At 60.2% G+C, this 22,938-nt stretch carries 23 protein-coding genes and 1 pseudogene; 6 read left to right on the top strand and 18 right to left on the bottom strand.

What is annotated here, in order from left to right:
- Window positions 1-117 precede the first annotated feature (117 nt).
- Window positions 118-642 (bottom strand): type 1 glutamine amidotransferase domain-containing protein, encoded by a 525-nt coding sequence (locus C6366_RS03145; RefSeq protein ID WP_107735899.1) that lies wholly within the window; start codon window positions 640-642, stop codon window positions 118-120.
- Window positions 643-779: 137 nt separating this feature from the next.
- Here C6366_RS03145 and C6366_RS03140 point away from each other — a divergent pair, with 137 nt between their 5' ends.
- On the top strand, window positions 780-2,744 hold the full coding sequence (locus tag C6366_RS03140) for an ABC-F family ATP-binding cassette domain-containing protein (protein ID WP_107735898.1): 1,965 nt from the start codon (window positions 780-782) through the stop codon (window positions 2,742-2,744).
- A gap of 52 nt (window positions 2,745-2,796) precedes the next feature.
- Here the strand turns inward: C6366_RS03140 and C6366_RS03135 are convergent, their stop codons facing one another.
- From C6366_RS03135 to hisS, 6 genes are read right to left on the bottom strand one after another with little or no spacing between them, the layout of a single operon-like run.
- Window positions 2,797-4,128, bottom strand: coding sequence for an RsmB/NOP family class I SAM-dependent RNA methyltransferase (locus C6366_RS03135; protein WP_107735897.1), 1,332 nt, complete (start codon window positions 4,126-4,128; stop codon window positions 2,797-2,799).
- A 9-nt stretch (window positions 4,129-4,137) separates the two neighbouring features.
- The gene (locus C6366_RS03130) at window positions 4,138-4,977 is read right to left on the bottom strand and encodes a DUF116 domain-containing protein (RefSeq protein ID WP_107735896.1); all 840 of its coding nucleotides are present in this window, start codon (window positions 4,975-4,977) and stop codon (window positions 4,138-4,140) included.
- Window positions 4,977-6,098, bottom strand: a complete 1,122-nt coding sequence (fmt, locus tag C6366_RS03125) for a methionyl-tRNA formyltransferase (protein WP_107735895.1) — start codon at window positions 6,096-6,098, stop codon at window positions 4,977-4,979. The genes C6366_RS03130 and fmt overlap by 1 nt, the downstream gene beginning before the upstream one ends.
- The gene (gene def / locus C6366_RS03120; RefSeq protein WP_107735894.1) at window positions 6,080-6,583 is read right to left on the bottom strand and encodes a peptide deformylase; all 504 of its coding nucleotides are present in this window, start codon (window positions 6,581-6,583) and stop codon (window positions 6,080-6,082) included. The genes fmt and def overlap by 19 nt, the downstream gene beginning before the upstream one ends.
- Before the next feature lie 9 nt (window positions 6,584-6,592).
- Complete coding sequence (aspS, locus tag C6366_RS03115; RefSeq protein ID WP_107735893.1) at window positions 6,593-8,392, bottom strand: aspartate--tRNA ligase; 1,800 nt, start codon at window positions 8,390-8,392, stop codon at window positions 6,593-6,595.
- A gap of 47 nt (window positions 8,393-8,439) precedes the next feature.
- A complete protein-coding gene (gene hisS / locus C6366_RS03110) occupies window positions 8,440-9,702 on the bottom strand; it encodes a histidine--tRNA ligase (RefSeq protein ID WP_107735892.1) in 1,263 nt (420 codons plus the stop codon).
- A 266-nt stretch (window positions 9,703-9,968) separates the two neighbouring features.
- Between hisS and C6366_RS03105 the strand changes: the two genes are divergently transcribed.
- Genes C6366_RS03105 through C6366_RS03095 form a run of 3 tightly spaced genes read left to right on the top strand, consistent with a single transcriptional unit; the run spans window position 9,969 to window position 13,049 of the window.
- Window positions 9,969-10,706 (top strand): molybdopterin-guanine dinucleotide biosynthesis protein MobB, encoded by a 738-nt coding sequence (locus C6366_RS03105; protein WP_158269617.1) that lies wholly within the window; start codon window positions 9,969-9,971, stop codon window positions 10,704-10,706.
- Entirely contained in the window at window positions 10,703-11,995 is a 1,293-nt protein-coding gene (gene glp, locus C6366_RS03100; protein ID WP_107735890.1) for a gephyrin-like molybdotransferase Glp, read from the top strand. Before C6366_RS03105 ends, glp begins: the two co-directional genes overlap by 4 nt.
- Before the next feature lie 58 nt (window positions 11,996-12,053).
- A complete protein-coding gene (locus tag C6366_RS03095; protein WP_107735889.1) occupies window positions 12,054-13,049 on the top strand; it encodes a carbamate kinase in 996 nt (331 codons plus the stop codon).
- Window positions 13,050-13,253: 204 nt separating this feature from the next.
- On the opposite strand, the gene C6366_RS03090 is transcribed toward C6366_RS03095, so the two are convergent.
- Genes C6366_RS03090 through C6366_RS03080 form a run of 3 tightly spaced genes read right to left on the bottom strand, consistent with a single transcriptional unit; the run spans window position 13,254 to window position 14,559 of the window.
- On the bottom strand, window positions 13,254-13,706 hold the full coding sequence (locus tag C6366_RS03090; protein WP_107735888.1) for an Hsp20/alpha crystallin family protein: 453 nt from the start codon (window positions 13,704-13,706) through the stop codon (window positions 13,254-13,256).
- A gap of 51 nt (window positions 13,707-13,757) precedes the next feature.
- On the bottom strand, window positions 13,758-14,126 hold the full coding sequence (locus tag C6366_RS03085; RefSeq protein WP_107735887.1) for an Hsp20/alpha crystallin family protein: 369 nt from the start codon (window positions 14,124-14,126) through the stop codon (window positions 13,758-13,760).
- Window positions 14,127-14,142: 16 nt separating this feature from the next.
- Entirely contained in the window at window positions 14,143-14,559 is a 417-nt protein-coding gene (locus C6366_RS03080) for an Hsp20/alpha crystallin family protein (RefSeq protein WP_107735886.1), read from the bottom strand.
- 281 nt (window positions 14,560-14,840) lie between these two features.
- Here C6366_RS03080 and C6366_RS03075 point away from each other — a divergent pair, with 281 nt between their 5' ends.
- Window positions 14,841-15,389: a class I SAM-dependent methyltransferase gene (locus C6366_RS03075; protein ID WP_107735885.1), complete on the top strand. Its 549-nt coding sequence runs from the start codon at window positions 14,841-14,843 to the stop codon at window positions 15,387-15,389.
- 15 nt (window positions 15,390-15,404) lie between these two features.
- On the opposite strand, the gene tmk is transcribed toward C6366_RS03075, so the two are convergent.
- Window positions 15,405-16,055, bottom strand: coding sequence for a dTMP kinase (tmk, locus tag C6366_RS03070; RefSeq protein ID WP_107735884.1), 651 nt, complete (start codon window positions 16,053-16,055; stop codon window positions 15,405-15,407).
- A 172-nt stretch (window positions 16,056-16,227) separates the two neighbouring features.
- Between tmk and C6366_RS03065 the strand changes: the two genes are divergently transcribed.
- Window positions 16,228-18,048 (top strand): hypothetical protein, encoded by a 1,821-nt coding sequence (locus C6366_RS03065; protein ID WP_146164753.1) that lies wholly within the window; start codon window positions 16,228-16,230, stop codon window positions 18,046-18,048.
- A gap of 135 nt (window positions 18,049-18,183) precedes the next feature.
- On the opposite strand, the gene C6366_RS19185 is transcribed toward C6366_RS03065, so the two are convergent.
- From C6366_RS19185 to C6366_RS03030, 7 genes and pseudogenes are all read right to left on the bottom strand, one after another.
- Window positions 18,184-18,516, bottom strand: a complete 333-nt coding sequence (locus C6366_RS19185; protein WP_146164752.1) for a hypothetical protein — start codon at window positions 18,514-18,516, stop codon at window positions 18,184-18,186.
- Window positions 18,517-18,525: 9 nt separating this feature from the next.
- The gene (locus C6366_RS03055; RefSeq protein WP_107735881.1) at window positions 18,526-18,948 is read right to left on the bottom strand and encodes a hypothetical protein; all 423 of its coding nucleotides are present in this window, start codon (window positions 18,946-18,948) and stop codon (window positions 18,526-18,528) included.
- 200 nt (window positions 18,949-19,148) lie between these two features.
- Window positions 19,149-19,400, bottom strand: a pseudogene (locus C6366_RS20620) (DUF1566 domain-containing protein); the annotation flags it as partial.
- 12 nt (window positions 19,401-19,412) lie between these two features.
- Complete coding sequence (locus C6366_RS03045; RefSeq protein ID WP_107735879.1) at window positions 19,413-19,598, bottom strand: hypothetical protein; 186 nt, start codon at window positions 19,596-19,598, stop codon at window positions 19,413-19,415.
- A 55-nt stretch (window positions 19,599-19,653) separates the two neighbouring features.
- Entirely contained in the window at window positions 19,654-20,496 is an 843-nt protein-coding gene (locus tag C6366_RS03040) for an SDR family oxidoreductase (RefSeq protein ID WP_107735878.1), read from the bottom strand.
- 82 nt (window positions 20,497-20,578) lie between these two features.
- The gene (locus C6366_RS03035; protein WP_158269616.1) at window positions 20,579-21,160 is read right to left on the bottom strand and encodes a pentapeptide repeat-containing protein; all 582 of its coding nucleotides are present in this window, start codon (window positions 21,158-21,160) and stop codon (window positions 20,579-20,581) included.
- A 268-nt stretch (window positions 21,161-21,428) separates the two neighbouring features.
- Complete coding sequence (locus C6366_RS03030) at window positions 21,429-22,625, bottom strand: hypothetical protein (protein ID WP_107735876.1); 1,197 nt, start codon at window positions 22,623-22,625, stop codon at window positions 21,429-21,431.
- Window positions 22,626-22,938: the final 313 nt, after the last annotated feature.

Here is a 22,938-nt window from a genome sequence, read left to right as displayed (position 1 = left end):
GGGGGGCAATGTTTTTGGAAAGCAGTTTTTTCCCTGCTTTCCAAAATCTTTTCCTTGGCGTTCCTGGCGTCCTGAGCGACCTTCGGGAGCGGGCGGTTCATTGTAAGCCTTGAACGATCAGCCCCGGGCCAAGGCCGCGACCACCGCGCGCATGAAGGCCGGCAGGTCGTCCGGGGTGCGGCTGGTGATCAGAACTCCGTCCTCCACGACCTCCTGGTCCACCCAGTTCGCTCCGGCATGGATCAGGTCGTCCTTGATAGCGAAATACGAGGTCACGGTGCGGCCCTGAAGGATCTTGGCCGAGGCCAGCATCCAGCCGGCATGGCAGATGGCGGCCACGACCTTGTCCTGGTTGGTCAGTTCCCGAACCAGCGAAACCATGGCCGGATCGCGGCGCATGAAATCCGGGGCGTAGCCGCCGGGAATGACCAGCCCGGCGAACTCCGCCGGGTTCAGATCCTTGGCCGCGGCCGTGCTCTTGGCCGTGGTTCCGACCTTGCTGGAATAGACCACCCCGGCCTTGGCACCCACCACCTCCACGTGAGCCCCGGTTTCCAGAAGCCGGTAGTAGGGGTAGATGTATTCGTAATCATTAAACAATTCAGCAACCATGATCATGACCTTCTTGCCGGACAGTTCCATGTTATCCTCCAGTATCACCGCGCGAACGCGGGCTGCGGTTGCGTAACGGTTCTTCCAATTCACCCCAGGGTATCCCAAAACGAGACGGGCCGCAAAATTCAACCTTCAACCATCAACTTTTTACCTTTACTCTCTCCATGTCCAAACTCACCATACATGCCCTGACCAAGTCCTACGGCGGTCGGGATATTTTCAAGGATTTCAATCTGGAAATCGTCGGCGGAACCCGCCTGGCGGTGGTCGGCGCCAACGGCGCGGGCAAATCCACCTTACTGCGCATTCTGGCCGGGGAATCCAATCCCGACAGCGGCCGGGTGATTTTTTCAACCGGCGCGCGTCTGGGGTATGTGGCCCAGGAACTGGACGCGGGCGACCTGGAGCGCTGGCTGTTGCCCTGGGTCATGGACGCCTTGCCGTCCTGGGCCGGGTTCTGGCATCGCTGGGAAGACGCGGTCCAGCGCCGGGATGAAGCAGTCTTGAAGATTCTGGCCGAGGAACAGACCGTGTTGGAGCACCAACTCGGTTACAGCCCGGAACACCGGGCCAAGACCATCCTGTGCGGCCTGGGTTTTACCGAGGCCGATCTGGGCAAGCCCCTGCAAGCCCTGAGCGGCGGCTGGCGGGAGCGGGCCAAGCTGGCCCGGGTGCTCACCGCCGGGGCGGACGTGCTGCTTTTGGACGAGCCCACCAACCACCTGGATCTTGAGGCCGTGACCTGGCTGGAGGAGTATCTGCTCGGGTTTGACGGCGTCCTGATCTTCGTGGCCCACGACCGGGTCTTTCTGGACAAGGTGGCCACCCAGACCCTGTATTTGGGCGAAGCCAAGCCTATTCTCCGTCCCGGCACGTTTTCCGAATTCCTGGCCTGGCGGGAGGAAATGGAGCAGCAGTGGGAGCGTCAGGCCGCGGCCATTGATGACAAGATTCGTCACCAGGCCGTGTTTATCGACCGTTTCCGGTTCAAGGCCAGCAAGGCCCGGCAGGCCCAGAGCAAATTGAAGAGCACGGACAAGCTGCGGAAGGAGCTGGATGAACTCCGGGAGCAGCGCCCGGAGGTCCGGGCCAAGACCCTGTCCTTCTCCCTGCCGGAACCCAGCCGGGGGGATCAGACGGTTTTGGCCGCCGCTGACCTCGGCTTCGCCTTTGACGATGGCCGACCGCTCTGGCCGCCGCTGACCTTTCAGCTCTACCGGGGACAGAAGGTGGCCCTGGTCGGCCCCAACGGCGCGGGCAAGACCACGCTGCTCAAGCTGATCAGCGGGGATCTGGCGCCCAAAGCGGGGCGGATCAAGGTCGGCCCGAATACGGTCATGGGCTATTTCAGCCAGCACCAGACCGAAATTCTCAATCCGAAAACCTCGGTCCTGTCCGAAATGCGTCGTCTGGCCGGTCCCAAGGCCAGCCATTACGAGGTCTGCTCCATTCTCGGGTTGTTTCTGCTGGGCGAGGAATATTGGGAACGCCCGGTGTCCAGCCTCAGCGGCGGAGAGAAGAGTCGCCTGCTGCTTGCCTCCCTGTTCGCGGCCCGGGCCAACTTCCTGGTCCTGGACGAGCCCACCAACCACCTGGATCTGGAAAGCCGGGAAGCCTTGATTCGCGCCCTGGAGGAATACACCGGGACCCTGATCTTCGTGGCCCACGACCGCCGTCTGCTGGCCGAGGCGGCTCAAGAGGTCTGGGCCGTGGGGCCGGAGGGGCTGCACGTGTTTTCTCGCGGGTACGAAGAGTACGAGGAGCATCGCCGCGCGACCCTCTCCGAATGCCTTGTGGAAAAGCCGACCCAGGTCGGCAAGGTCTCACGCCAGGATGAAAAGGAACGCCGCCGGGCCGAGGCTGAGCGCCGCAACGCGCTTTCCCGCAAGCTCAAGCCGTTGAAAGCCGAATACGCCCGGGCCGAGTCCGAACTGGAAACGGTCTTGACCCGCCAGAGCGACCTGGAAACGATCCTGGCTGATCCGAAAACCTATGCCCAAAGCGACGAATTTACCCGCTTGAGCAAGGAATACCATGAAGTGGAGCAACAGGCCGAACGTTTGATGCTTCGACTGGAAGAGCTGGAAGGCGAGATCGGGGAAGTGGAAGGGGCCGTGGTGGATTCTTGAGTGATTCCGACAGGGATTCCGCCAAGTTGCTCCAACCCCGCGCCGCGCCGATTCATTCGCTCGTTCTCTCCAGCACCGCTCCCCAGAAAAACTCCCTGCCCGGTGAATCCGGCGGAGTGGCGTATTGGCTCGTCAGCGCGAAGTCGTGGCGACTGTCGAGAAAGTGGTCGATCCTCTCCTGATTTTCCGCGGGGTTGAGCGTGCAGGTGATGTAGATGATGCGCCCGCCCGGGGGCAGACTCGCGGCCGCTTGCTGGAGGATGCGGTCCTGGAGGGCGATCAGGGGCGGGATGTCCCTGGGGGTGCGCTTCCACTTGCTGTCCGGGCGTCGGGCCAGGACGCCGAGGCCGGAGCAGGGCGCGTCCAGCAGGATGGTTCGGGGGTGCTCCTTCCAGGGCGACGGTGCGTCGGCCCGGGCCAGGACCACGGGGATGGGGGGCAGGTTCAGGCGGCGGAGTTCCTGGACGAGGCCGCGCAGGCGGACCGCGTTGGGATCGCTCGCCCATACTTGGCATTGGGCCCGTTCCAGAAGATACGCGGTCTTCCCGCCTCTCCCCGCGCAGGCGTCCCAGACCGGCTCCGGCCAGGAGCCCGCGCCAAAGGCATGCAAAATCCGTTGCGCTTCCAGGCTTTGCCGGGAGATTGCCCCGTTTTGGATATCCTCGGTCAGGTCCGGAAACGCTCGGCGGGCCGTTTCCCGGGAACAAGCGATGCTCAGAGGATCGAGAATTTCCAGTTCCGAGGCAAAGGCCTCAATCTGACGGACCAGGGCGTCCCGCCTGGGATGCAGCGGGTTGAGTCGCAGCCCCAAAGGAGCAGGCGCGGACTGGGCCTCGGCCAGCCTGGAAGCCGTGTCCAGGCCGTAGCCGTCAATCCACAGATCAACGATCCAAAGCGGCAGGGAATGGTAGCGGGAGAGGAACGTTCGTTGGTCAGTCCGCTCATTTGGCGCGTCCTGGCGATAGAAATCCGGGTCAAGCAGGGCCTCGGACTGTTCAAAAACCCAGGTCATCCAGGCCGAAGCCACCTTGGCCAGGCCGCCTCCCCACTTCTTGCGAACCCGGTTGGTCAGCCAGGATCTGGTGGCGAACTCCGGAATCCGCTCCAGAAAAAGTGCCTCATATCCGGCCAGTTCCAGGGCCGTCCGACACTGGGGCGGCAGGTTGCCGGGCTTGCGCAGGAACCGGTCCAGACAAAAGGCCAGCCTGCCCTTGTGGCGCAGATACCCGTAACATAACTCCGACGCCAAGTTGGCGTCCCGGATGTCCAGCTTGCGCTCACGGATCTGGCCGTCCAAGGCAAACTGCGCGTCCTCGCCCCGCATGATCCGGCCCAGGGCGGCCAGGGCCGCGAGGCGGGCCGGGGGGATGGTTGGTTGGGGCATGTTATGGCGTCAGCTTCGCGCCGGTTCGGCCAAAAAGCGTTGCAGGGCGGCTTCGATGTTTGGCAGGTCCACCAGGGTGTCCAGGCAGGGGCCGAAGGGGCGTTGGTTGAGGACGCCGTAGACCGGAATGGGGTAGGTGTCCTGGATGCCGCTGGAGAGATCCCGGGCACAGGCCACGGCGATGATCAGCCTGGGCTTGTTCTGGACCACGATCCGTCGGGCGATGGTACCGCCCGTGGCGATGGCGATGCGGATGCCGTAGGTCTCCGCCAGGCCGATCAGTCCGTCCAGAGGGCATTCTCCACAACGTTTGCAGTGGTTGATGTCGTAGGTCAAGCGTCGGGGGCAGCGGGAATTTTGCAGGCAGTGGGGCAGCAGAAGGAGTATTTCGTGGGGCTGGAACCGGCCTCGTTCCGAGGTCACCAGCTCGTTGTTCACCTTGATGAAGGACAGTCGGATGTCGTCCCTGGGAATGTTGAACAGCCGCCCCAGAAGGGTCATCAGGGGCAGAAAGAGCTTGATGGTGATCCCTCGAAACCGCGAACTGAGGGGAAAGCTGCGGCCCAAAAGAATGTTCAGGACCATGCCGATGGAGGACCACAGGATCATGGCCCCCAGGGCCAGCAGGGCGACGGCCAGCAGACCTGATGCGAAAGGATGGATGTTTTGCAGGCCGATGAAGGGGATCACCCACAAGAAGGCCAGGATCAGACAAAGCAGGAACGACGTGGCCAGTATCAGGCCGATGAACAGCCGCTTTCCGGGATTGGAGGCCTTTTCCAGGAATTCCGGGTCCAGGTCCGGTTTCCGATCCTGTTTTTGGGGCGGCTCAAGCGGCTTCAGGGGCATCAGGATTCCTCGGGTGGGGGCCCGTCCGACCCGTCCGGTTCGTTCAGCCCCAGGCAAAGACGGTCGCCAGGGCAAAATTGGCGCAGATAGCCGCAGCGAAAAGCCTGAGCGTCCATGCGCTTGGCGTCGGACGGATGGAAATGGCGCACCAGATAGGCCTTGTCCCGGCAGGCAATGGCCAGCATGTCGCCGTGCATGTCGATGAACGTGCCGGGTTCGGGCTTGCCCGCATCCTGAGGTGCGTCGACCGCGGATTTGCTGGCCAGGGGCTCGCCGATCTGGCCGGGATGTACGGCGACCTTGCGTTTGGTCTGGTTTTCTCCAGGCAAAAAGAAATAGGCTCCGGGCCAGGGATGCATGGCCCGGATGTGGTCATGAACGACCCGGGCCGGCTGGTTCCAGTCGATCAGTCCCATGTCCTTGGTCAGCCGGGGGGCGTAGGTGGCCAAGGAGTGATCCTGTTCCAAGGCGACCAGTGTGCCGGCCCGGTGTCGAGCCAGGGTTTCCAGCAACAGCCTGCCGCCCTGAGCGGCCAGGTTGTCGTGCAGGGTCTGGGCCGTGTCGTTGATGTCGATGCCCATGGCCCGCTGCAAGAGGATCGGCCCGGTATCCATGCCTTTGGCCATGCGCATGATGGTGATCCCGGTGGCCGGGTCCCCGGCCAGCAGCGCGGCCTGGATGGGCGAAGCGCCCCGGTAACGCGGCAGCAGGGAGGCGTGAACGTTCAGGCAGCCGTGAATGGGCAGGTTGAGCAACGTCTCGGGAAAGATCAGGCCGTAGGCCGCGACGATGAAGAAGTCGGCCTGAAAAGCCTCCAATGCTGCAACCACCGCCGGGTCTTTGAGGGTTTCCGGCTGCAGAACCGGATAGCCCGTCTTCAAGGCTGCTTCCTTCACCGCGGACGGTTTGCAGGTCCGGCCCCGGCCGCAGGGGCGGTCCGGCTGGGTGACAACGGCCAGGATACGTACTTGTTGATCCGTACTCAGGTCGTCCAATATCCGGGCGGCAAAAGGCGGGGTGCCGAAATATACCACCTGCAACGGGTAGCCGGTATCGGGTGACGTCCCATGGGCAGAAATGGGCGCGGAAAAGGTGAGGGGCGTCAATGCTTCTTGAGCCATTTTTTCAACTTCTGCTCGTAGAGTGAGCGTTTCAGACGGCTGATCTTGTCGATGAAGAGCACGCCGTCCAGGTGGTCCAGTTCGTGTTGGAGGCAGATGGCCAGCATGCCGTCCACCTCCACCTCCACGGGCTGGCCGTCCAGGTTCAGGGCCTGCAACCGGACGCGCTCGGCCCGCTGGACCTTGCTCCGGTAGTTCATGACGCTCAGGCATCCCTCGCTGGATTCCACTTGCCCCTGGGCCTCGACGATCCGGGGGTTGACGAAAACCAGCGGCTCCTCGCGCTTGTCCGGACCGGTCACGTCCACCACGATCAACCGGCACGATTCGCCCACCTGGGGAGCGGCCAGACCGAGGCCCTCCTTGTGGTACATGGTCTCCAGCATGTCCTCGGCCAGTTGGCGGATTTCCGGGGTGATGGTCTCGATTTCCGCCGCGGTCTTGGCCAGAATCGGGTCCGGGTATGTCAGTACGGGACGAATCATCAGCCGAACCTACTTTACCGCTTCCCGGGCCTTCAATCCCAACTCGCGCAACTGGACGTTGGACACGGGCGAAGGGGCCTGGGTCATCAGGCACGAGGCCTTCTGGGTTTTGGGGAAGGCGATCACGTCCCGGATGGAGGCCGATCCGGTCATCAACATCACCAGCCGATCCAGGCCAAAGGCGATCCCGGCATGGGGCGGGGCGCCGAAATCCAGGGCCTTGAGCAGGAACCCGAACTGCCCACGGGCCTCTTCTTCGTCGATGCCCAGGGCCGCGAACATCCGTTCCTGCAGGGCCGCGGAATGGATGCGCACCGATCCGCCGCCGATCTCGTAGCCGTTCAGACACAGGTCATAGGCCTTGGCCAGGGCCTCGCCGGGCCGATCAGCCAGGAGTCCTTCATGGCCGTCCTGGGGGCTGGTGAAGGGATGGTGCCGGGCCACCCAGCGTTGGGCGTCCGGATCGTGCTCCAGAAGCGGAAAGTCCGTGATCCAGACCGGTTGAAAGCTGGTTTCGTCCACCAGGTTGAACCGCTGGGCCAGTTCCAGGCGCAGGTTGCCCAAAGCCGCGTTGACCACATCCGGGGAGGCGGCCTGGAAAAAGACGATGTCGCCCTCCTTCAGTCCCAGGGCCGCGGTCAGCCCGGCTCGTTCTTCCGGCGAAAGGAACTTGGCGATGGGCGATTGCCACTCGTCGGCCTTGATCTTGATCCAGGCCAGGCCCTGAGCACCGTAAATCTTCACGAATTCCGTCAACTGGTCGATGTCGTTGCGGGACAGGGTTGATCCCCCGGGCAGGACCAGGGCCTTGACCAGCTTGGCCGAGGCGAAAAGCTTGAACTGGGAACCGTGGACGATGTCCGTCACGTCGTGCAGCAACAGCTCGAAGCGGATGTCCGGCTTGTCCACCCCATAGGCGCCCATGGCTTGGTCGTAGGTCAGGCGGGGAAACGGGTCGGGCAGGTCGATGTCCAGGGACTCCTTGAACACCTGGCGAATCATCCGCTCGGCTAGATCCATGACCTGGGCCTGATCCACGAAAGACAGCTCCAGGTCGATCTGGGTGAACTCCGGCTGACGGTCGGCCCGCAAATCCTCGTCGCGGAAACAGCGCACGATTTGATAGTAGCGGTCCATGCCCGCGACCATGAACAATTGCTTGAAGAGCTGCGGCGACTGGGGCAGGGCGTAGAACGAGCCCGGATTCATGCGGCTGGGGACCAGGAAGTCCCGCGCGCCCTCGGGGGTGCTCTTGGTCAGGATCGGGGTTTCCAGTTCCAGGAAGCCTTCCTGGTTCAGAAAACTCCGGAAGGCCTGGGTGGCCTTGTGCCGCAGAATCAGATTACGGGTGCACTGGGGACGGCGCAGATCCAGATAGCGGTACTCCAGGCGGGTGGACTCGGTGACCTCCACCCGGTCCTCAATGGGAAAAGGCGGGGTCTTGGCGCTGTTGAGCAGCTTCCAGGCCCGGACCTCCACTTCCACGTCTCCGGTAGGCAGAGCCGGGTTGCGCATGCCTTCGGGCCGGGCGCGGACCACGCCCTGAATGGCCAGGACGTATTCGGAGCGCAGGACGTGGGCCCGGGCATGGGCCTCGGCGTTGATCTCCGGGTTGAACACCACCTGGGTCCGTCCGTGCAGGTCGCGCAGGTCGATGAAGATCAGCCCGCCGTGGTCCCGGCGAAACTGGACCCAGCCCATCAGGCAGACCTCCCGGTCAGTGTCGTCAATCCGCAGTTGAGAGCAATGATGGCTGCGTCGCCAATCGCCCAGGGCCTCGCATTCGCGCTGTGATGTGGTTTCGGTCATGGGAAGGAAATCCTTACGAAAGATGGTATCATTACTAAAGTTATCGGCTAATTGCCGCCCGCCATCCGGCTCAGCAGGTTCCCCGGCAGATCCGCTTCGGACACGGTATATTGTTCGCCGTCGCGCATGTCCTTGACCGCTACGGTGCACTGAGCCGCCCCGTCCTCGTCCAGCATCAGCGCGAAGCGGGCCCCGGCCTTGTTCGCCGAGCGCATCTGGCTTTTCAGGCTGCGGAAGGCGTAGGGGAACTCCACGGAAAAACGTTGGCCGCGCAGAACCTGGGCGATCTCCAGGGCTTTTTCCAGAAGGGTGTCGGCATGCACGGCTATGTACACGTCCACTCCCGTATCCAGCTGTTCAGGGGCCAGCATGGCCAGACGCTCCAGGCCGCAGGCAAAGCCGATGCCCGGTACGTCCGGGCCGCCGAGCTGACTGACCAAGCCGTCGTAGCGTCCGCCCCCGGCCACCGAGGACTGCGCGCCGATGCCCGTGGAGACCACTTCAAAGGTCGTGCGCTGGTAGTAGTCCAGGCCGCGGACCAGCAGGGGATTGAGCGTGACCTGGAGCCGGGAGCGGCCCAGCAGGTCCATCACGGCACCGAAGTGCACCCGGCAGGAATCGCAGTTATGGTCCGTGATCACCGGAGCCCCCGTGGTCAAGGCCTTGCATCCGGGAACCTTGCAGTCCAGCACGCGCAGGGGATTGGTGGTCATCCGCCGCTGGCAGTCCTCGCACAGGCCCGTCTGGTCCACGTCCCGGAGATAGTCTTCCAGGGCGGCCCGAAATGTTGGTCGGCAGGCGGCGCAACCCAGGCTGTTGAGCTGGTACTCCAGGTCGGTCAGGCCGATTTCCGAGAGAAAGCGGTGGAGCATGAACAGCATGTCCACGTCCACGAGGTGGGAGGCTGATCCCAGTATTTCGACGTTGATCTGATGAAACTGGCGCTGGCGGCCCATCTGCGGGCGCTCGTAGCGGAACATGGGCCCCAGGGTAAAGAACTTGAGCACCTCGTCCTGGCGCAGCAGCTTGTGCTGGATACAGGCCCGCAGCACTCCGGCGGTGGCCTCGGGCCGCAGCGTCATGGAGCGGCCCTTGCGGTCCGGGAAGGAGTACATTTCCTTCTGGACCACGTCGGTCTCGTCACCGATGCCCCGCACGAAGAGTTCCGTGTACTCGATGATCGGCGTACGCAATTCCCGACAGCCGTATCCGGCGAACACGTCCCGGGCCGTGGATTCTATGGAGGTGAACAGGTCGCTTTTGGGCGGAAAAAGGTCCACGAATCCTTTGCCGCTTTGAATCATGGTCATTAGTGTTTCCTTGAGGGTGGGAACAATAAAAGCAGGCCGACATAAGCAGGCTGATGGGTCGGCCAGTGTGCCGGAGTGATGGGCGGTCCTTGCCCGAACCCGCCACCAGCATCTCAAAAAGCGAAACTGAATTTTTTAGCGCAATCAAGGTAGCCTGTCAAAACGCGCCCATTGGCTTGTTTGCCCGAGAAATCGTTTCTGCTATCCTCGACGGATCAAGCGGGGCGAAGAAATTTGAGAAGGAACAAACCAAAGGAGACGTTAGCATGACCACGCGAGCCATGGGCTTCGTCGGTTTTCATAAATCCGGCAAAACAACCTTGGTGACCCAGGTTGCCAAACAGTTGCGCGACCAGGGGCACAGGGTGGGGATCATCAAAAGCAGCCATCATCTCTTTGATCTGGGTGCGATGGATACGGGCAGGCTGGCCGGGACCGGATGCCCCGTGGCCGGGATCAATCCGGACCAGACCATGCTTCTGCTGCCCAAGGCCATGCCGGTGATGGCAGCCTGGTCCCTGTTGGACGCGGACATTCTCCTGGTGGAAGGGGGGAAAAAGATGAACTTCCTGCCCAGGATAATTCTGCCGCGAATCGAGCCCGATTCTGGGGACGATCCCGCCGCTCTGGCAGACGGTCTGGCCTTGGCCGTCTGGGAGCAAGAAAGATCGACGGGCCTGCCCGTTTGCGCAACCGTGGAGGATGTCGCGGATTTGGTGCTGCGGCGCGGGTTTTTACTCCCGGCGCTGAATTGCGGGGCGTGCGGACGGGAGGACTGCGGGGAGCTGGCCCGGGACATGGTGGCCGGAAGGGCCGTTCCCGAGGATTGCAAGGCCGTTGAGGACTCTTTTTCCGTGCGCGTCAACGGTGTTCCCCTGGGCATGAATCCTTTCGTGGCCAGGGTCATGGCCTCGACCCTGCGGGGCATGTTGTGTCAGCTCAAGGGCTACGCGCCAGGGGCCATTGACGTTCATCTCGGTCCGGCACCGGGAGGGACGTCATGAAGGAATCGTTTTTTCAGGTCGTTTCCATCTCCCGGTTCGTCGAGGCCCTGAAGACCTTTCCCCGCACCGCGACCCTGGAGCGGGAAACCGCCGAAGCCTTCGGCATGGTCCTGGCCGAGCCCGTGGTCGCGGCCGAGGATCTGCCCTTGATGCACCGTTCCTGCGTGGACGGCTACGCGGTGCGGGCCGCGGACACTTTCGGGGTCTCGGAGTCCAACCCCACCTACTTGGACCTGGCCTTTTCCGTGGCCATCGAAACCCCGACCGATGCGGCCTTGGAACCGGGAACCTGCGCCCGGATCACCACTGGCGGGTGTCTGCCCCAGGGCGCGGACGCCGTGGTCATGGTCGAGCAGACCCTGGAAATGGGGGGGCAAGGAACATCGGATTCCGTGGGCGAGCTGGGCGGCGCGACCATTGAGGTCCACAAATCCCTGTCCCCCTGGGACAACGTGATGCTGCGCGGCGAGGACGTCCAGGCCGGAGAAACCCTGCTCCAACCCGGCACGCGCCTGGACGGGGCTCGGATCGGCCTGCTGGCGGCCCTGGGGTATTCGCGGGTCAGGGTGTATGCGCCGGTCACCGTGGGCATCCTCTCCACCGGCGACGAGGTGGTGGCCGTGGATCAGCCGGTGCGTCCCGGACTGGTCCGGGACGTCAATTCCCACACCCTCGCGGCCCTGGCCCAAGCCGTCGGGGCCAGAGCCGTTCGCCTCGGACTGGTCCGTGACGACCTGCAAACCCTGACCGCGGCCCTGGAAAAGGGGCTTACGGAGTGCGACGTGGTTCTGGTGTCCGGCGGCAGCTCCGTGGGAACCAGGGATCATTCCCTGGAAGCCCTGGAACGGCTGCCCGGCGGGGAAATCCTGGCCCACGGCGTGGCCATGAGTCCCGGCAAGCCGACGATTCTGGCCCGGACGGAAACGGACTCCGGTCTCAAGGCGGTTCTCGGCCTGCCCGGCCAGGTGGCCAGCGCCCAGGTGGTGATGCAGGTCCTTGTCCTGCCCTTCCTGGCCCATCTTCAAGGCCTGGATCAGGCCTTTGACCTCGGCCCGCTGGAGACAGTTCCGGCCCGCCTGTCCCGGAACGTGGCCTCCCGGCAAGGCCGCACGGACTTTGTCCGCGTCGCCCTGAACCGGGACGCGGACGGCGGCCTCACGGCCACTCCGGTCCTGGGCAAATCCGGCCTGCTGAAAACCCTGCTCCAGGCCCAGGGGCTGATGGAAATTCCGGAGAACCGGGAAGGATTCACCGCCGGAACCGAGGTCATGGTTCGGCCGCTGGTTTGAGGTGTGAGACGCTGATCGCAATCCTTCATCCTGTTCAAGAAATGAGAGAATTTGAACCATGCCGAACTCCAATCTGGTAGTCATTGCCGTGGGCGGCAATTCGTTGATCAGCGAAAAGGAAAAGGTCTCGGTGGAGGATCAGTACGAGGCCATCCGGGAGACCGTGCGCCATGTCGCCGATGTCATTGAAGCCGGCCGCCAGGTTTGCGTCACCCACGGCAACGGCCCCCAGGTGGGCTTTATCCTGCGGCGCTCGGAGATCGCCCGAAAAGTGGCCGGGATGCATCCCGTGCCGCTGTCTTCTTGCGTGGCGGACACCCAGGGCGCCATTGGCTGGCAGATCCAGCAGGCCTTGAGCAATGAATTGCGCCGTCGCGGCCTGGGTGCGACCAACCGCGGCATGGCCGTGAGCGTGGTCACCCAGGTTCTGGTGGATGTGGACGACCCGGCTTTTGCCGACCCGGACAAGTTCGTGGGCGAAATTTTTCAGGAGGCGGACCTGCCGGTTTTGCGCGAGGAGTATCCGCACTGGGTGCTCAAGCCGGACCAGGGCCGGGGATGGCGGCGGGTCGTACCCAGCCCCAGGCCGCTGGAGATCGTTGAATTGCCCGTGATCCGATCCTTGCTGGAACAGGGCTTCAACGTGGTGGCCGTGGGAGGCGGAGGGGTGCCGGTGGTTCGCGGCGAGGACGGAGAGCTGCGCGGAGTGGCCGCGGTCATTGACAAGGATCTGGCCACCGGCCTGCTGGCCACGGCCCTGGGCGCGGATCTGCTGGTGGTTTCCACGGCCGTGCCCAAGGTCAGCCTCAACTACGGAACTCCGGACCAAACGGACCTGGACGACGTCACGGTGGAGGATATGCGGACCTACCTAGCCCAGGGTCATTTCCCTCCCGGAAGCATGGGGCCGAAGATCGCGGCGGCCATTGATTTTCTGGTCAAGGGAGGCAAGGAGGTGATCATCACCAGCCCGGATAATCTGAAAAACGCCCTGGAGTCCGGCGGCGGGACGCGCATCTTTCTGGATCGTTTTCAGGTCAGGCAACCGTCGTAGGGGCGGCCCTGGCGGCCGCCTTGGATGGGCGCGGCAACGCGGAGCAGCAGTAATATGCTCTGGCATTTCATGTAATTGCGTAGAGCCAGGGCAGGCGCGAGGCCTGCCCCTACGGTTATTTTTCAAAATGCGCCCAAAGAAAAAGCCCGCGCCGGAAGTTCCAGCACGGGCTTTTGATTGATCGAATGGGGTCGGGAAAGCGGTTCAGCTTTCGATGGAAATGCGCCTGGTCTGGGCCTTTTCGCTTTTGGGCAGGGTGACTTTCAGCACCCCGTTCTTGAACTTGGCCGTGACCTTGTCGGACTGGACTTCCGTCGGCAAGGGGATGGAGCGGCTGAATCTGCCGTAGGAGCATTCCCTGTGTACGGCGTTTTCCTTTTTCTCTTCTCGTTCCTCTTTCTTCTCGCCGCGCAGAACCAGATAGTTGTTTTCAACGTGCAGTTCCACATCCTCAGCCGCCAAGCCCGGCAGTTCGGCATTGACCAGCACGGCCTGTTCGGTTTCGGAGACGTCCACCGCGGGCATCATTTTTTCAAACGATCCCCTGGCCGGAAATGGAGTCGAGAAAAAAGGCTCCATCATGCTGAACAGATCCGGTTGTCGCGCTCTCTCGACGTTGCCTTTGGGCCGCATCGCGGGAAAGAAACGATTCAACATGGAATACACCTCCTCATGTGATCATCTCTGAAGAATTGCCATTGCTTGTAATTATTCCAACTCAACCTGAATCTTGCGGGGTAGGGATTTCTCCGCCTTGGGCAGATGCAGTTCCAGAACACCGTTCTTCAGGGTCGCCTTGATCCTTTCCCGGTCCACGATATGCGACAGGGTGAAGGCCCGGGTGTATTCCACATTGCCGAATTCCACGTGAATCCGGTTCTCGTTGGTCACCCCCTGGTAGGCGGACTTGCCGCCGATGCGCAGTTCGTCGTCCGAGAGGTCGATGACCAGGTCTTCCTTGCGCACCCCTGGCATATCCACATAGATGAAGAATCCGTCGCCGGTTTCCAGGATGTCGGTGGCCGGCTTCATCCTCGGCAGTCCCTTGGCTTCGGTTTGGGCGATATCCTTGCTCATGGTTCTCCTCCTGTGACTAATTCATGCTGTCGATGGAAATCTTGCGGGGCTTGGTGTCCTCGGTCTTGGGCAGCCGAATTTCCAAGAGACCGTTCTTGGCCACGGCCTTGACCTTGTCCACGTCCACCGGAGAGTTGACGTTCACCACCCGCTGAAAATTCCCCGTGGGGCGCTCCTGGCGGAAGTACTTGCCTTTTTCGATCTTCCGCTCGCCCTTGATCACCAGGGTCGAATCCGTAAAGGTTAGGTCGATGTCCTCCACGCTGACCCCGGGAATTTCGCAGCGCACGTACAGAGCGTCCGCGTCCTCGCTGATGTTCAGCGGAGGATAGGCGACTCTGCGTTGGCTGATGTTCAACGGGCCCCACAGCTCGTTGAAAACCCTGTCGAAATTGTCCATGCCGCCGTAGAAGGGACTCATGTCGATAACCATGCTATATACCTCCTTGTGCAAGATGAGTGTTGCCTTACGGTTTTCTATCTAAACATGGGAAAGAGGCTGTCAAGATAATGACGAGAAAATTTTTCGTCAAAAACAGCAAATTATTTTCTGGAGTTGCAGATGATTGCAAGTCTTTTGTTGCTGCGACATGAAGTGTCCGACAAAGTTGGCACAGTCGGCACAGTCGGCACAGTCGGCACATCCGACACACCCGACGCATCCGGCGGTTGAGCGCGGGGCACGAAATTGAAGAGTGAAGAAAGGGAGGCGCGATGAGCCATGAACGGCAAGGCCCGCCATCCGGGTTGCTGCAATCCTGGACACTTCTGCTTGACCAGAACCGCATCCCCGGGCCGGTTCTGGACCTGGCCTGCGGTGACGGGCGCAACGGGATATTCGCGGCCCGACACGGCCTGGAGGTGATTTGCTGCGACCGCTCCCGGCCAGACCTGCGACGGGCGCGGCGGGAGGCCGGGGTCCAGGGTGTGCGGATCAGGTTGTGGTGGACGGATCTGGAGGCAGCGGACAGAGCGCCGTTGCCGGAAAATACCTTCGGCGCGGTGCTGGTCTTTCGGTATCTGCACAGGCCGTTGATCCCGGAAATACGTCGGGCCGTACGCCCTGGCGGATACGTGATCTACGAGACCTTCACCGTGGACCAGCCCAAGTTCGGCCCCCCGCGCAATCCGGATCACCTGCTCAAACCGGGAGAGTTGGAGGAGTGGTTCAGGGACTGGGAGGTGCTGCATCGGTTCGAGGGCGTCCTCAACGACCCGGACCGGGCAATGGCCCGGATCGTGGCCCGGAAACCGAGCGATTGACGCCGGTTTCGAGGCTTACAGCAGATGCTCGGCGATTCCCAGCCTGGAGCACACCATCGGCCAAACCCGCCCAAAGACCTCTTCCGGGTCGCCTTGCGCCGGAATCACGGCGTAGCGGTCCGGATTATCCGCGGCCAAAGTCAGGTAGCCGTCCCGGATGCGTTGGTGGAAGGCCGTCTCTTCGGCCTCGAACCGGCCTTCGCTTTCGGTTTGGCCTTGGTCCGCGTTGCGGGTTCGGGCCCGGTTCAGGCCGGTTTCCACGGGCAGGTCCAGGATCAGGGTCAGATCGGGCAGGCAGCCGTCCACGGCCACGGCGTTGAGCCGGTGGATCAGGGACACGTCCAGGCCCCGCCCGTAGCCTTGATACGCCACGGTGGAGTCCGTGAAGCGGTCGCAGAGTACCACCGTGCCAGCGGCCAGGGCCGGGCGGATGACCTCGGCCACGTGCTGGGTCCGGTCGGCCAGGTACAGGAACAATTCGCTCAGCGGCGTCAGCCCGTCGCCTTCCCGGCCCAGTAGCAAGGCCCGCAACCGGCTCCCCAGGTCGCAGCCTCCCGGCTGCCGCGTCCAGAGCGCCGGAACGCCTCGCTGTTGGAGATGGTCGAACGTCATCCGGCTCTGCGTACTCTTGCCGCTGCCCTCGATGCCTTCAAAGGTGATGAACATGGTTTATCCGGTTAAAGCTTGATATCTGGTTGAACGATGGCTATTCATTGAAAAGAATGTTGTAACGGGACAAACGCATTATGACGAGCATGACCTTGAAACGTCAACAACCATCCTGAATCATGGCGCGCAAAGCAGGCTGACCCAGCGCTTGACACAAGCACCTTAACCAATGACCCCACCCATCACCCCACATGAAGATTTCGTGGGCGATCTTCTGAAACGGCTCGAGCAACGAGGATGGCTACTCGGAAATGACGCCGATGGACTCAACCTCGCGCAGCGTATCGAACGTCTTCTGGGACGGATTCTTGCCGGTTGTCCCGCTGACCGGCACGTCGGCCTCAAGCCTTTGCCCGACTGGTTGGTAAACACCTTCCGGGACGACGGCGACAAGCACGGCGGCAGCGAGCCGCTGAAATCCTATCTCAACCACTCCGAAGCCTGGCACGACATCCTGGACAGCATGGTCTTGTGGCTGAACTACGACCAGCTTCAGGCGGCGTCCTTGGAAATAGACCGGGTTTTTTTCGACCAGCAGCGATCCGTGTTGAGGAAGAACATGTTTTACAGTTATCTTGCCGAAAAGGAATACGTTTTCTGGGAGGAAAACCCTGTTTTTCAAAAAGGTTCTGATTGCATGGCCATGCCGCTGCGTCATCGGCTGGCCATGGCCGGGACTTTTTGTCTGGAAAATTTCGGGACCAACGCCCATCGCGAGGCTTGTTTTGAGTTGCTCCAAGACAACAAGAAAACCAGCAGAATACCGGATGCCTTTCTGCGCCTTCACGAGGAAGCATGTACCGATCCACTCAAGACCCATGTCGTGGTGGTTTCCGGTGATACCACGCTCTTTTTTTCCTTGCACGATTTTTTTCATGACCCTCGAAAGGCGGCCTGGCAAGATGGCTTCCCCTGTCTGGAAAACAATTCCGTTCAGGAACTGATCGAATTCTTTCGGGCCACTTTCATCAAGGGGAACGCCGCATCATTCCCGGCCAGCCATTTCAGACACGAAAAACTGATGCAACCTGGTTTCGTGAAATCGCTGGCCATGATCTACTGGCGGAACAAGCTGCGAGATCATCTGGCTCAGAAGGAACGAAATCCTCGAAATCGACCTCCTGTCCAGCGGCTTGCGGACGAAGACCAGGCAGGCGGCCAGCCGCGGACGTACCACAGTCGCCTGATTCTTGAAAAAATTCCACTCAACGCCAAGGTGTCCCTGGAGTTTGCTCCAGAGTCAGGGCCCTCGGCTCCAGGGTTTGTTTGCCGCATGGGAGGGCTGAAAGACAGGTACCTGCTGCTCATCGTCCCCTCGTCGGAGCAAGCCCGGTGTGAGGCGGCTACTCGCGAAACGCTGATTTTTCGCTTCTCTATTCCACATAAGCACCAGGACCAGCGTTTCTATGCCTGTACATGCAGCCTCAGGCACGTCAAGCCGGTATCTACAAACACCACCGCTTTGGTCGTGGAGCCCATCCAGGACGTTTTTCCCCTGGATCGGAAACACCCTCGCGTGGCCGCGGACCTTTTGCCGATGCAGTCCGCTCACATCCACCTCGGGCTTGCAGGGCTGCCGGAGAATGTGGAAACTCTGGCCGAATCCGGGGAGCCCGTGGCCCTTTATTCCGGGATATCCTCGTCAACCTGGCTGGAAGACATTTCAGCCGGAGGCGCGTGTCTCACGGTCAACTCGATCAGCGTACGAGAAACGGTCATGGCGGTGTACGCCTCTGGGTGCTCTCCATCCGGCGTGCTTCATTTTCGCCGGACTTCCAGCAAGCGCAACAGCTCAGACGTTCTACTTTCCTTTCGACTTGTCAGCTTACGACAGGGCGAGGACGCCTTGCGCGCCGGATTGCAGTTCCAGGCCGAGGCCGTCCGATCCAAATCCGGAAAGCTGAGCTGGTGGCCAATCCAAGACCTGGGTTGTCACGAGTTGAGCCGGATAATTTTCGCCGCGTTGCTCAGACGTCGCGATGCATTCTAGCCCGGAATGAGTATCCCATGTCCATGCGCCCCCTGGTCTGGGATTGATGGTGAATACCACCGAACCGTCCATCACTAGTTTCACGGAAGGCGGCTGTCTGACGTATACCACTCCGCATGGGGCAATGGCCGGGAATCAGTCTCGAAAGTGGCAATTGGATGGATGGTTGCCGTTTCTGACATTCTGCCACATCCACATGCATCCGGACTTGCATGATTCCCGCTCCATGCCGTAGTAGTACCATCCATCGCATCCGGTCCGGCACATCTGATAGGCGTCCGATAATGAGTATTCGCACGGAGGCGGTGCTGCCTGGGCATGGGATTCACGCGGCTGGAACACGTCGAAAAATGCCTGCAAAGCAGAATTCTGAAATCTGTATGCAGATGCCGAGTCATGATAAAAATTCGTCATCAAGATTCCTGCGCCAAAACCAACGAGGATAACTACCAGCACGATTTTTTTCATCTTTTCCTCTCACTTTTTGCAGAAGCCGTATTGATTGTCCTTGATGGGAAGTGCAACTGTCCCTGCTTTCCAGCAAATATCCCATGATGTATTTCCAGACAAAGGAGTAAAATTGGAAATTCCGTCCGTGTCACCTCCCTGGATCGTAACCGGCCTGATTTGCAGCCATTCACTTTGATGACTATTGCTCACATATATTCTCCCAGTCAGACCGGAAGGAACATAGTGCATGAAATCCAGGGATAAGGTTTCTTTGGGATTCAAACCAATGGTCATGGCCAGTTCACTGTGGTCCGTGCCGGGCGCCACGCCATACCCATCGACAAATACGAGATGATCCGTCGGATTGCTGATCGTTGCCTCAAATGCTGATGCATGGGAAGCGCCCAGAAAAAGTATCGTCATTAAAAAAATCAATGCCTTGTTTCTCATCTCCACCTCCATTTTCGTTGAGTGACAGGAAGCCGAATACATTCTGTTGCCGATTCTTTTCGTCGCATCCAATCTCTTGCCTCTGCCAACCGCCAGGGCATGGGGCTAAATCGCAAATATGGGCCTCGGAGGCTGCGCCTTGGACAGCCTCATCTCGCCAAAAAGCCCAGTATTCAGAACAACCAAAGCTCCCAAGCACCTCACTGTACGTTGCGGACCGGCCAGGCGAGGAAGTTGTAGAACCTGAGGTACTCGCCCATGCTGCCGTCACTCATATGCACGCTCCACGCGCGGTAGTCCGAGGCGGCCTCGCTGGACCAGTAGAGGCGCGAATGGTCCCCGGTGAATGGATGTCCGCCCTGCATTGCACGGTATAAGTCACCGAGTTCTTCCTTGCTCGGCAGACGCCAGCCGTCAATACCGGAGATGCTGAAAGAGTCTGCCGCTGCAGTCGCTTCAGGCCATTAAATTTCGGCGAACGGGGCGGAATGCTTGGTCCACATCAGATTGGTCACCGTATCCGTGACCGTCCCGTTCCCATTGTCCACGAACCGCTGGGCCTGGGCTTGGCCGGTCATGACCAGTCCGGTCAGGCAGAGCATGAAGGTCAGGGCCGCTGTTGTGAAAATCTTGCTCCACATTTTCCTCATGACGTTCCTCCTTGGTTGAAAGAAGTTTGCTTGGACTACAATTTCTCGTACATCATCACTGCTGCATTGCCGCCGCCTTGCGAAAAGTTGCCAGATTCATCTCCTTGACGGCCTGCAAGAAGGCTTCAACGCCATCGGCATTGCCCGCGCAAATGTTTTTATACAGCTCACGCGCATCGTCATTGACGGGGATAACCTCCTGCCCGTTTTGGATGCCGTCGAGAATCTCGTTTCCGGACTGATCTATGTCAATAGCATTGGGAGGTTGGGGCAGGTCGAAATTCAGTGAATAATCAAGGCCCCGGTAAAAGATGTTCGTCGCGACCGCTCCGGGGCAGATGACCGAGACCTTGATATTTTTTTCCTCGAGTTCATATCTGAGGCACCGGGCAAAACCGTAAACAGCGTATTTACTGGCGACGTAGACCGTCTGATAGGGGAGCGGAGATATGCCCGCAACCGATGAAGTGATCAGAATGTGACCGCTTTTCTGTTTCAGAAGATGAGGAAGCATGGCATGGACGCAGTTGGCGACTCCGAACACGTTCACGTCGAAAATGGTGTTCCAGTCCTCGCGTTGCGTGACGTCGGCGTAGGGGAGGGCGTAACCCACGCCGGCATTGCAGAACAGATAATCCACCGGACCGCGGGCGGCCACATAGTCCATATAGTCGGTCACGGCCTTTTCTTCACGGACATCGAGCACCTGCGCATGCACTTTGTCCCCATACTGCCGTAGTGACACGGCGGCCTCGGCGATATGCGCCGCGGTTCGGCTTGACAGAAACACCTCGGCCCCGCTCTCCAGGAGTTTCCTGGCCAGTCCCAGTCCGATTCCCGTGGACGCGCCGGTGATGACGGCGACCTTGCTCTGAAAAAAACGCTTTCTTTCTTCCATAGTGATGCTCCTTCCTGATGATTGATGATGAATTCTTCCGACCCGCCCGTCAGTATTTTTTCAGAAGGCGGCTGTCTCACGTTCAATTACAACGCCCCACACTCCCTTCGGCGCATATTCTGCCAGAATACCATGTTGTCCCGGACAGGCTGGCGCCAGCCAGTTCGGCCCTATGAATAGTGGCTCCCTGCAGATTGGCCCCGTCCAGGTTGGCATTGTAACATTTGCATCCGCCTATATCGGCACCTTGCAAATGAGCCCCGGACAGGTTGGCGTCGGACAGGTCGGCTCTGTACAGATTTGCCTTTTTGAGGTTGGCCCCCCTCAAGTCGGCGTCGGACAGGTAGGAGGAGGGCATGTCGGCCCCTTCAAGGTTGGCGACGGACAGGTTGGCTCTGTACAGAATTGCCGATTCAAGGTTGACCCCCCTCAAGTCGGCCCCGGAGAGGTTGATGTGGGGCATGTCGGCCCCTGCAAGGTTAGCCCCCCTCAAGTCGGCCCCGGACAGGTTGGCCTTGGATAGATTGCAGCCAGGACAAGAATTTGTCTGCAGCAGTCTGTCCAGGTCCGCTTGCTCAAACGCCCCGGCCCGGCCCATGCCCAGCAGGCAGACCAGGGCAGCCATTGCCGCGGTTGTGAACAGCTTTTTGCTCCAGATGTTCATGAGATGCCTCCGTATCGGTTGAATGTTGATGATGTTGCCATACTGGACAGCACGTTCCATGCCACGTTGAAAGTATTGCAATTTCAAGATATTATTTAAAGTGGTTAAGCAAAACTCGCCAGAGGTTTGCGCCAGGAAAGTTGGCAGCGCCAACATTCCTGGCAATAGTTGTTTGGCTTGGCTTGTCTGACACCTGCCTGTCCAAAGCGCATACAGGGCCGTTCCTGATTTTGCGGTTCGAGAACAAGACCTGATGCGACATTTTCGGCTATTCCCGGGCCTCGGCCTTGATCCTGTCGATTTGAACCAGAATCCGTAGCAGGTACAAAAGGACGAACCCGTTGGAAGCGAGAATAATGCCCACGATCAGGGCGGGAATCATGTTCGAGACAAGCATGGATGTACCGAAAAGCATCGCCAACACGCCCAACGTCAGTTGCGTCGCAAAAAGCCTGACCAGGATGGGCGGCACGGGCTCTCGCGGCTTGTCCGGTTTTTTGAACAACGGGATGAACACTCTTGCGATTGTCGCGGCGCCTCCACAGATATTCAGCACGCCCACGAGCAGCGTGAGCTGGAAAAGCAGGAACCCCGGAATGATGCAGGACACCGTCCCGAGGAACGCAACCACCAGACCCAGGATAAACAACAGCCAGGTCCGCGGAAAAGGGCCGATGGGCGTGCTGCCCAGGGCCATCATCTGGAGGGCGAAGAGCAGCAGTAAAAGCCCCAACTGCGCGCCAGGCGCAAAAGGAAGCAGGCCCAGACTCACAGGAATCAGCAGCAGGCCAAGAAGCACCATGAAAAGGCAGAACAGGAGGATCATGGCCTTGTCAGTTGACAGTTCTCCCTCTCCCCCGCCGGATGCCTGGGCTTCCGGATACATGCGACAGACTTTTTCCAGTGCGCAGGAAAGATAGATGAGTGATAATCCGTACAATATGACGACAACGGCGGTCACTTGCGGGGCAAGGGCTCCGGGGAGCAGGACGATCAGGCCGATCACCATGGACAAGGCATACACCGCCGCGCATCCCAGGATCAGATGATGAAAAACACCCCCATGCTGTTTCCAGGCCCGGTATTTGTCCTTGGAAACAAAGAGCTGCACAAGCAGGGAAAAACCGCCCAGACCGAAACAGATGAACAGCAGAATCCGGGGTGCCTGGCCCAAAATCCCCGGAATAAAACAGGAGACAATCCCCAGGGCCGCGATGAGCAGCCCGATTGCAAGTAGCGGCTTTGAGCGCCGTGCTTCACCGAAAGGGGTTTTTCCCAAGACAATGATCTGCAAGGCGAAAAGAACCAGAAACAGGCCGTACAGACCGTTCTCGTAGTATGGCAGCAGCCCTTGCTGGACGGGGAAAAGCAGGATGCCGGCCAGCAATGCGATCAATCCCGCCGTGATCAGGATAACCACTTCAAACGCAAGAGCTGCTTCAGAGAGTAATCCGGATTTTTTCATGGTGCGTCGTCCTTGCAAGAGCTTGGGAGTTTGGTGCAAAAGTTATTTTGCAAACAAAGTTGTTGAAAGTTGATGATTGAAAGTTGATGATTGACAGGAGTTTAACAGATTGAACGTCATTTTTTTTGAAAACGCAAGTGATTTCGGTGTGTTAAGTCGCCAATTCCTGTAAGACCCCACTGCTCACTCCGTAGCCCATGGCCTTCAGTATCTGGGCCTGGGCGTCGCTTGGTTCCTCAAGCTTGCGGGTCGCTTTTCGTGCCCCGGCATTCCAACAAAGACATGAATGGAGTGTGCGCATCTGCTGCATTGT

This window comes from Desulfonatronum sp. SC1 (genome assembly GCF_003046795.1).
In the GTDB taxonomy this organism is placed as follows: Bacteria; Desulfobacterota; Desulfovibrionia; order Desulfovibrionales; family Desulfonatronaceae; genus Desulfonatronum.
The sequence above is the reverse complement of the archived record's forward strand: the minus strand, read 5'-3'. Positions and strand labels throughout refer to the sequence as shown.

Coding starts and splice junctions, on each gene's coding strand:
- def (WP_107735894.1), bottom strand. CDS start 6,583: ATGATTCGTCCCGTACTGACATACCCGGACCCGATTCTGGCCAAGACC.
- C6366_RS03095 (WP_107735889.1), top strand. CDS start 12,054: ATGCCGAACTCCAATCTGGTAGTCATTGCCGTGGGCGGCAATTCGTTG.
- C6366_RS03140 (WP_107735898.1), top strand. CDS start 780: ATGTCCAAACTCACCATACATGCCCTGACCAAGTCCTACGGCGGTCGG.
- C6366_RS03105 (WP_158269617.1), top strand. CDS start 9,969: ATGACCACGCGAGCCATGGGCTTCGTCGGTTTTCATAAATCCGGCAAA.
- C6366_RS03085 (WP_107735887.1), bottom strand. CDS start 14,126: ATGAGCAAGGATATCGCCCAAACCGAAGCCAAGGGACTGCCGAGGATG.
- C6366_RS03080 (WP_107735886.1), bottom strand. CDS start 14,559: ATGGTTATCGACATGAGTCCCTTCTACGGCGGCATGGACAATTTCGAC.
- aspS (WP_107735893.1), bottom strand. CDS start 8,392: ATGACCGAAACCACATCACAGCGCGAATGCGAGGCCCTGGGCGATTGG.
- C6366_RS03035 (WP_158269616.1), bottom strand. CDS start 21,160: ATGAACATCTGGAGCAAAAAGCTGTTCACAACCGCGGCAATGGCTGCC.
- C6366_RS19185 (WP_146164752.1), bottom strand. CDS start 18,516: ATGAAAAAAATCGTGCTGGTAGTTATCCTCGTTGGTTTTGGCGCAGGA.
- C6366_RS03145 (WP_107735899.1), bottom strand. CDS start 642: ATGGAACTGTCCGGCAAGAAGGTCATGATCATGGTTGCTGAATTGTTT.
- tmk (WP_107735884.1), bottom strand. CDS start 16,055: ATGTTCATCACCTTTGAAGGCATCGAGGGCAGCGGCAAGAGTACGCAG.
- C6366_RS03090 (WP_107735888.1), bottom strand. CDS start 13,706: ATGTTGAATCGTTTCTTTCCCGCGATGCGGCCCAAAGGCAACGTCGAG.
- glp (WP_107735890.1), top strand. CDS start 10,703: ATGAAGGAATCGTTTTTTCAGGTCGTTTCCATCTCCCGGTTCGTCGAG.
- C6366_RS03075 (WP_107735885.1), top strand. CDS start 14,841: ATGAGCCATGAACGGCAAGGCCCGCCATCCGGGTTGCTGCAATCCTGG.
- C6366_RS03040 (WP_107735878.1), bottom strand. CDS start 20,496: ATGGAAGAAAGAAAGCGTTTTTTTCAGAGCAAGGTCGCCGTCATCACC.
- fmt (WP_107735895.1), bottom strand. CDS start 6,098: ATGGCTCAAGAAGCATTGACGCCCCTCACCTTTTCCGCGCCCATTTCT.
- C6366_RS03065 (WP_146164753.1), top strand. CDS start 16,228: ATGACCCCACCCATCACCCCACATGAAGATTTCGTGGGCGATCTTCTG.
- C6366_RS03130 (WP_107735896.1), bottom strand. CDS start 4,977: ATGCCCCTGAAGCCGCTTGAGCCGCCCCAAAAACAGGATCGGAAACCG.
- C6366_RS03030 (WP_107735876.1), bottom strand. CDS start 22,625: ATGAAAAAATCCGGATTACTCTCTGAAGCAGCTCTTGCGTTTGAAGTG.
- C6366_RS03135 (WP_107735897.1), bottom strand. CDS start 4,128: ATGCCCCAACCAACCATCCCCCCGGCCCGCCTCGCGGCCCTGGCCGCC.
- hisS (WP_107735892.1), bottom strand. CDS start 9,702: ATGACCATGATTCAAAGCGGCAAAGGATTCGTGGACCTTTTTCCGCCC.
- C6366_RS03055 (WP_107735881.1), bottom strand. CDS start 18,948: ATGAGAAACAAGGCATTGATTTTTTTAATGACGATACTTTTTCTGGGC.
- C6366_RS03045 (WP_107735879.1), bottom strand. CDS start 19,598: ATGAGGAAAATGTGGAGCAAGATTTTCACAACAGCGGCCCTGACCTTC.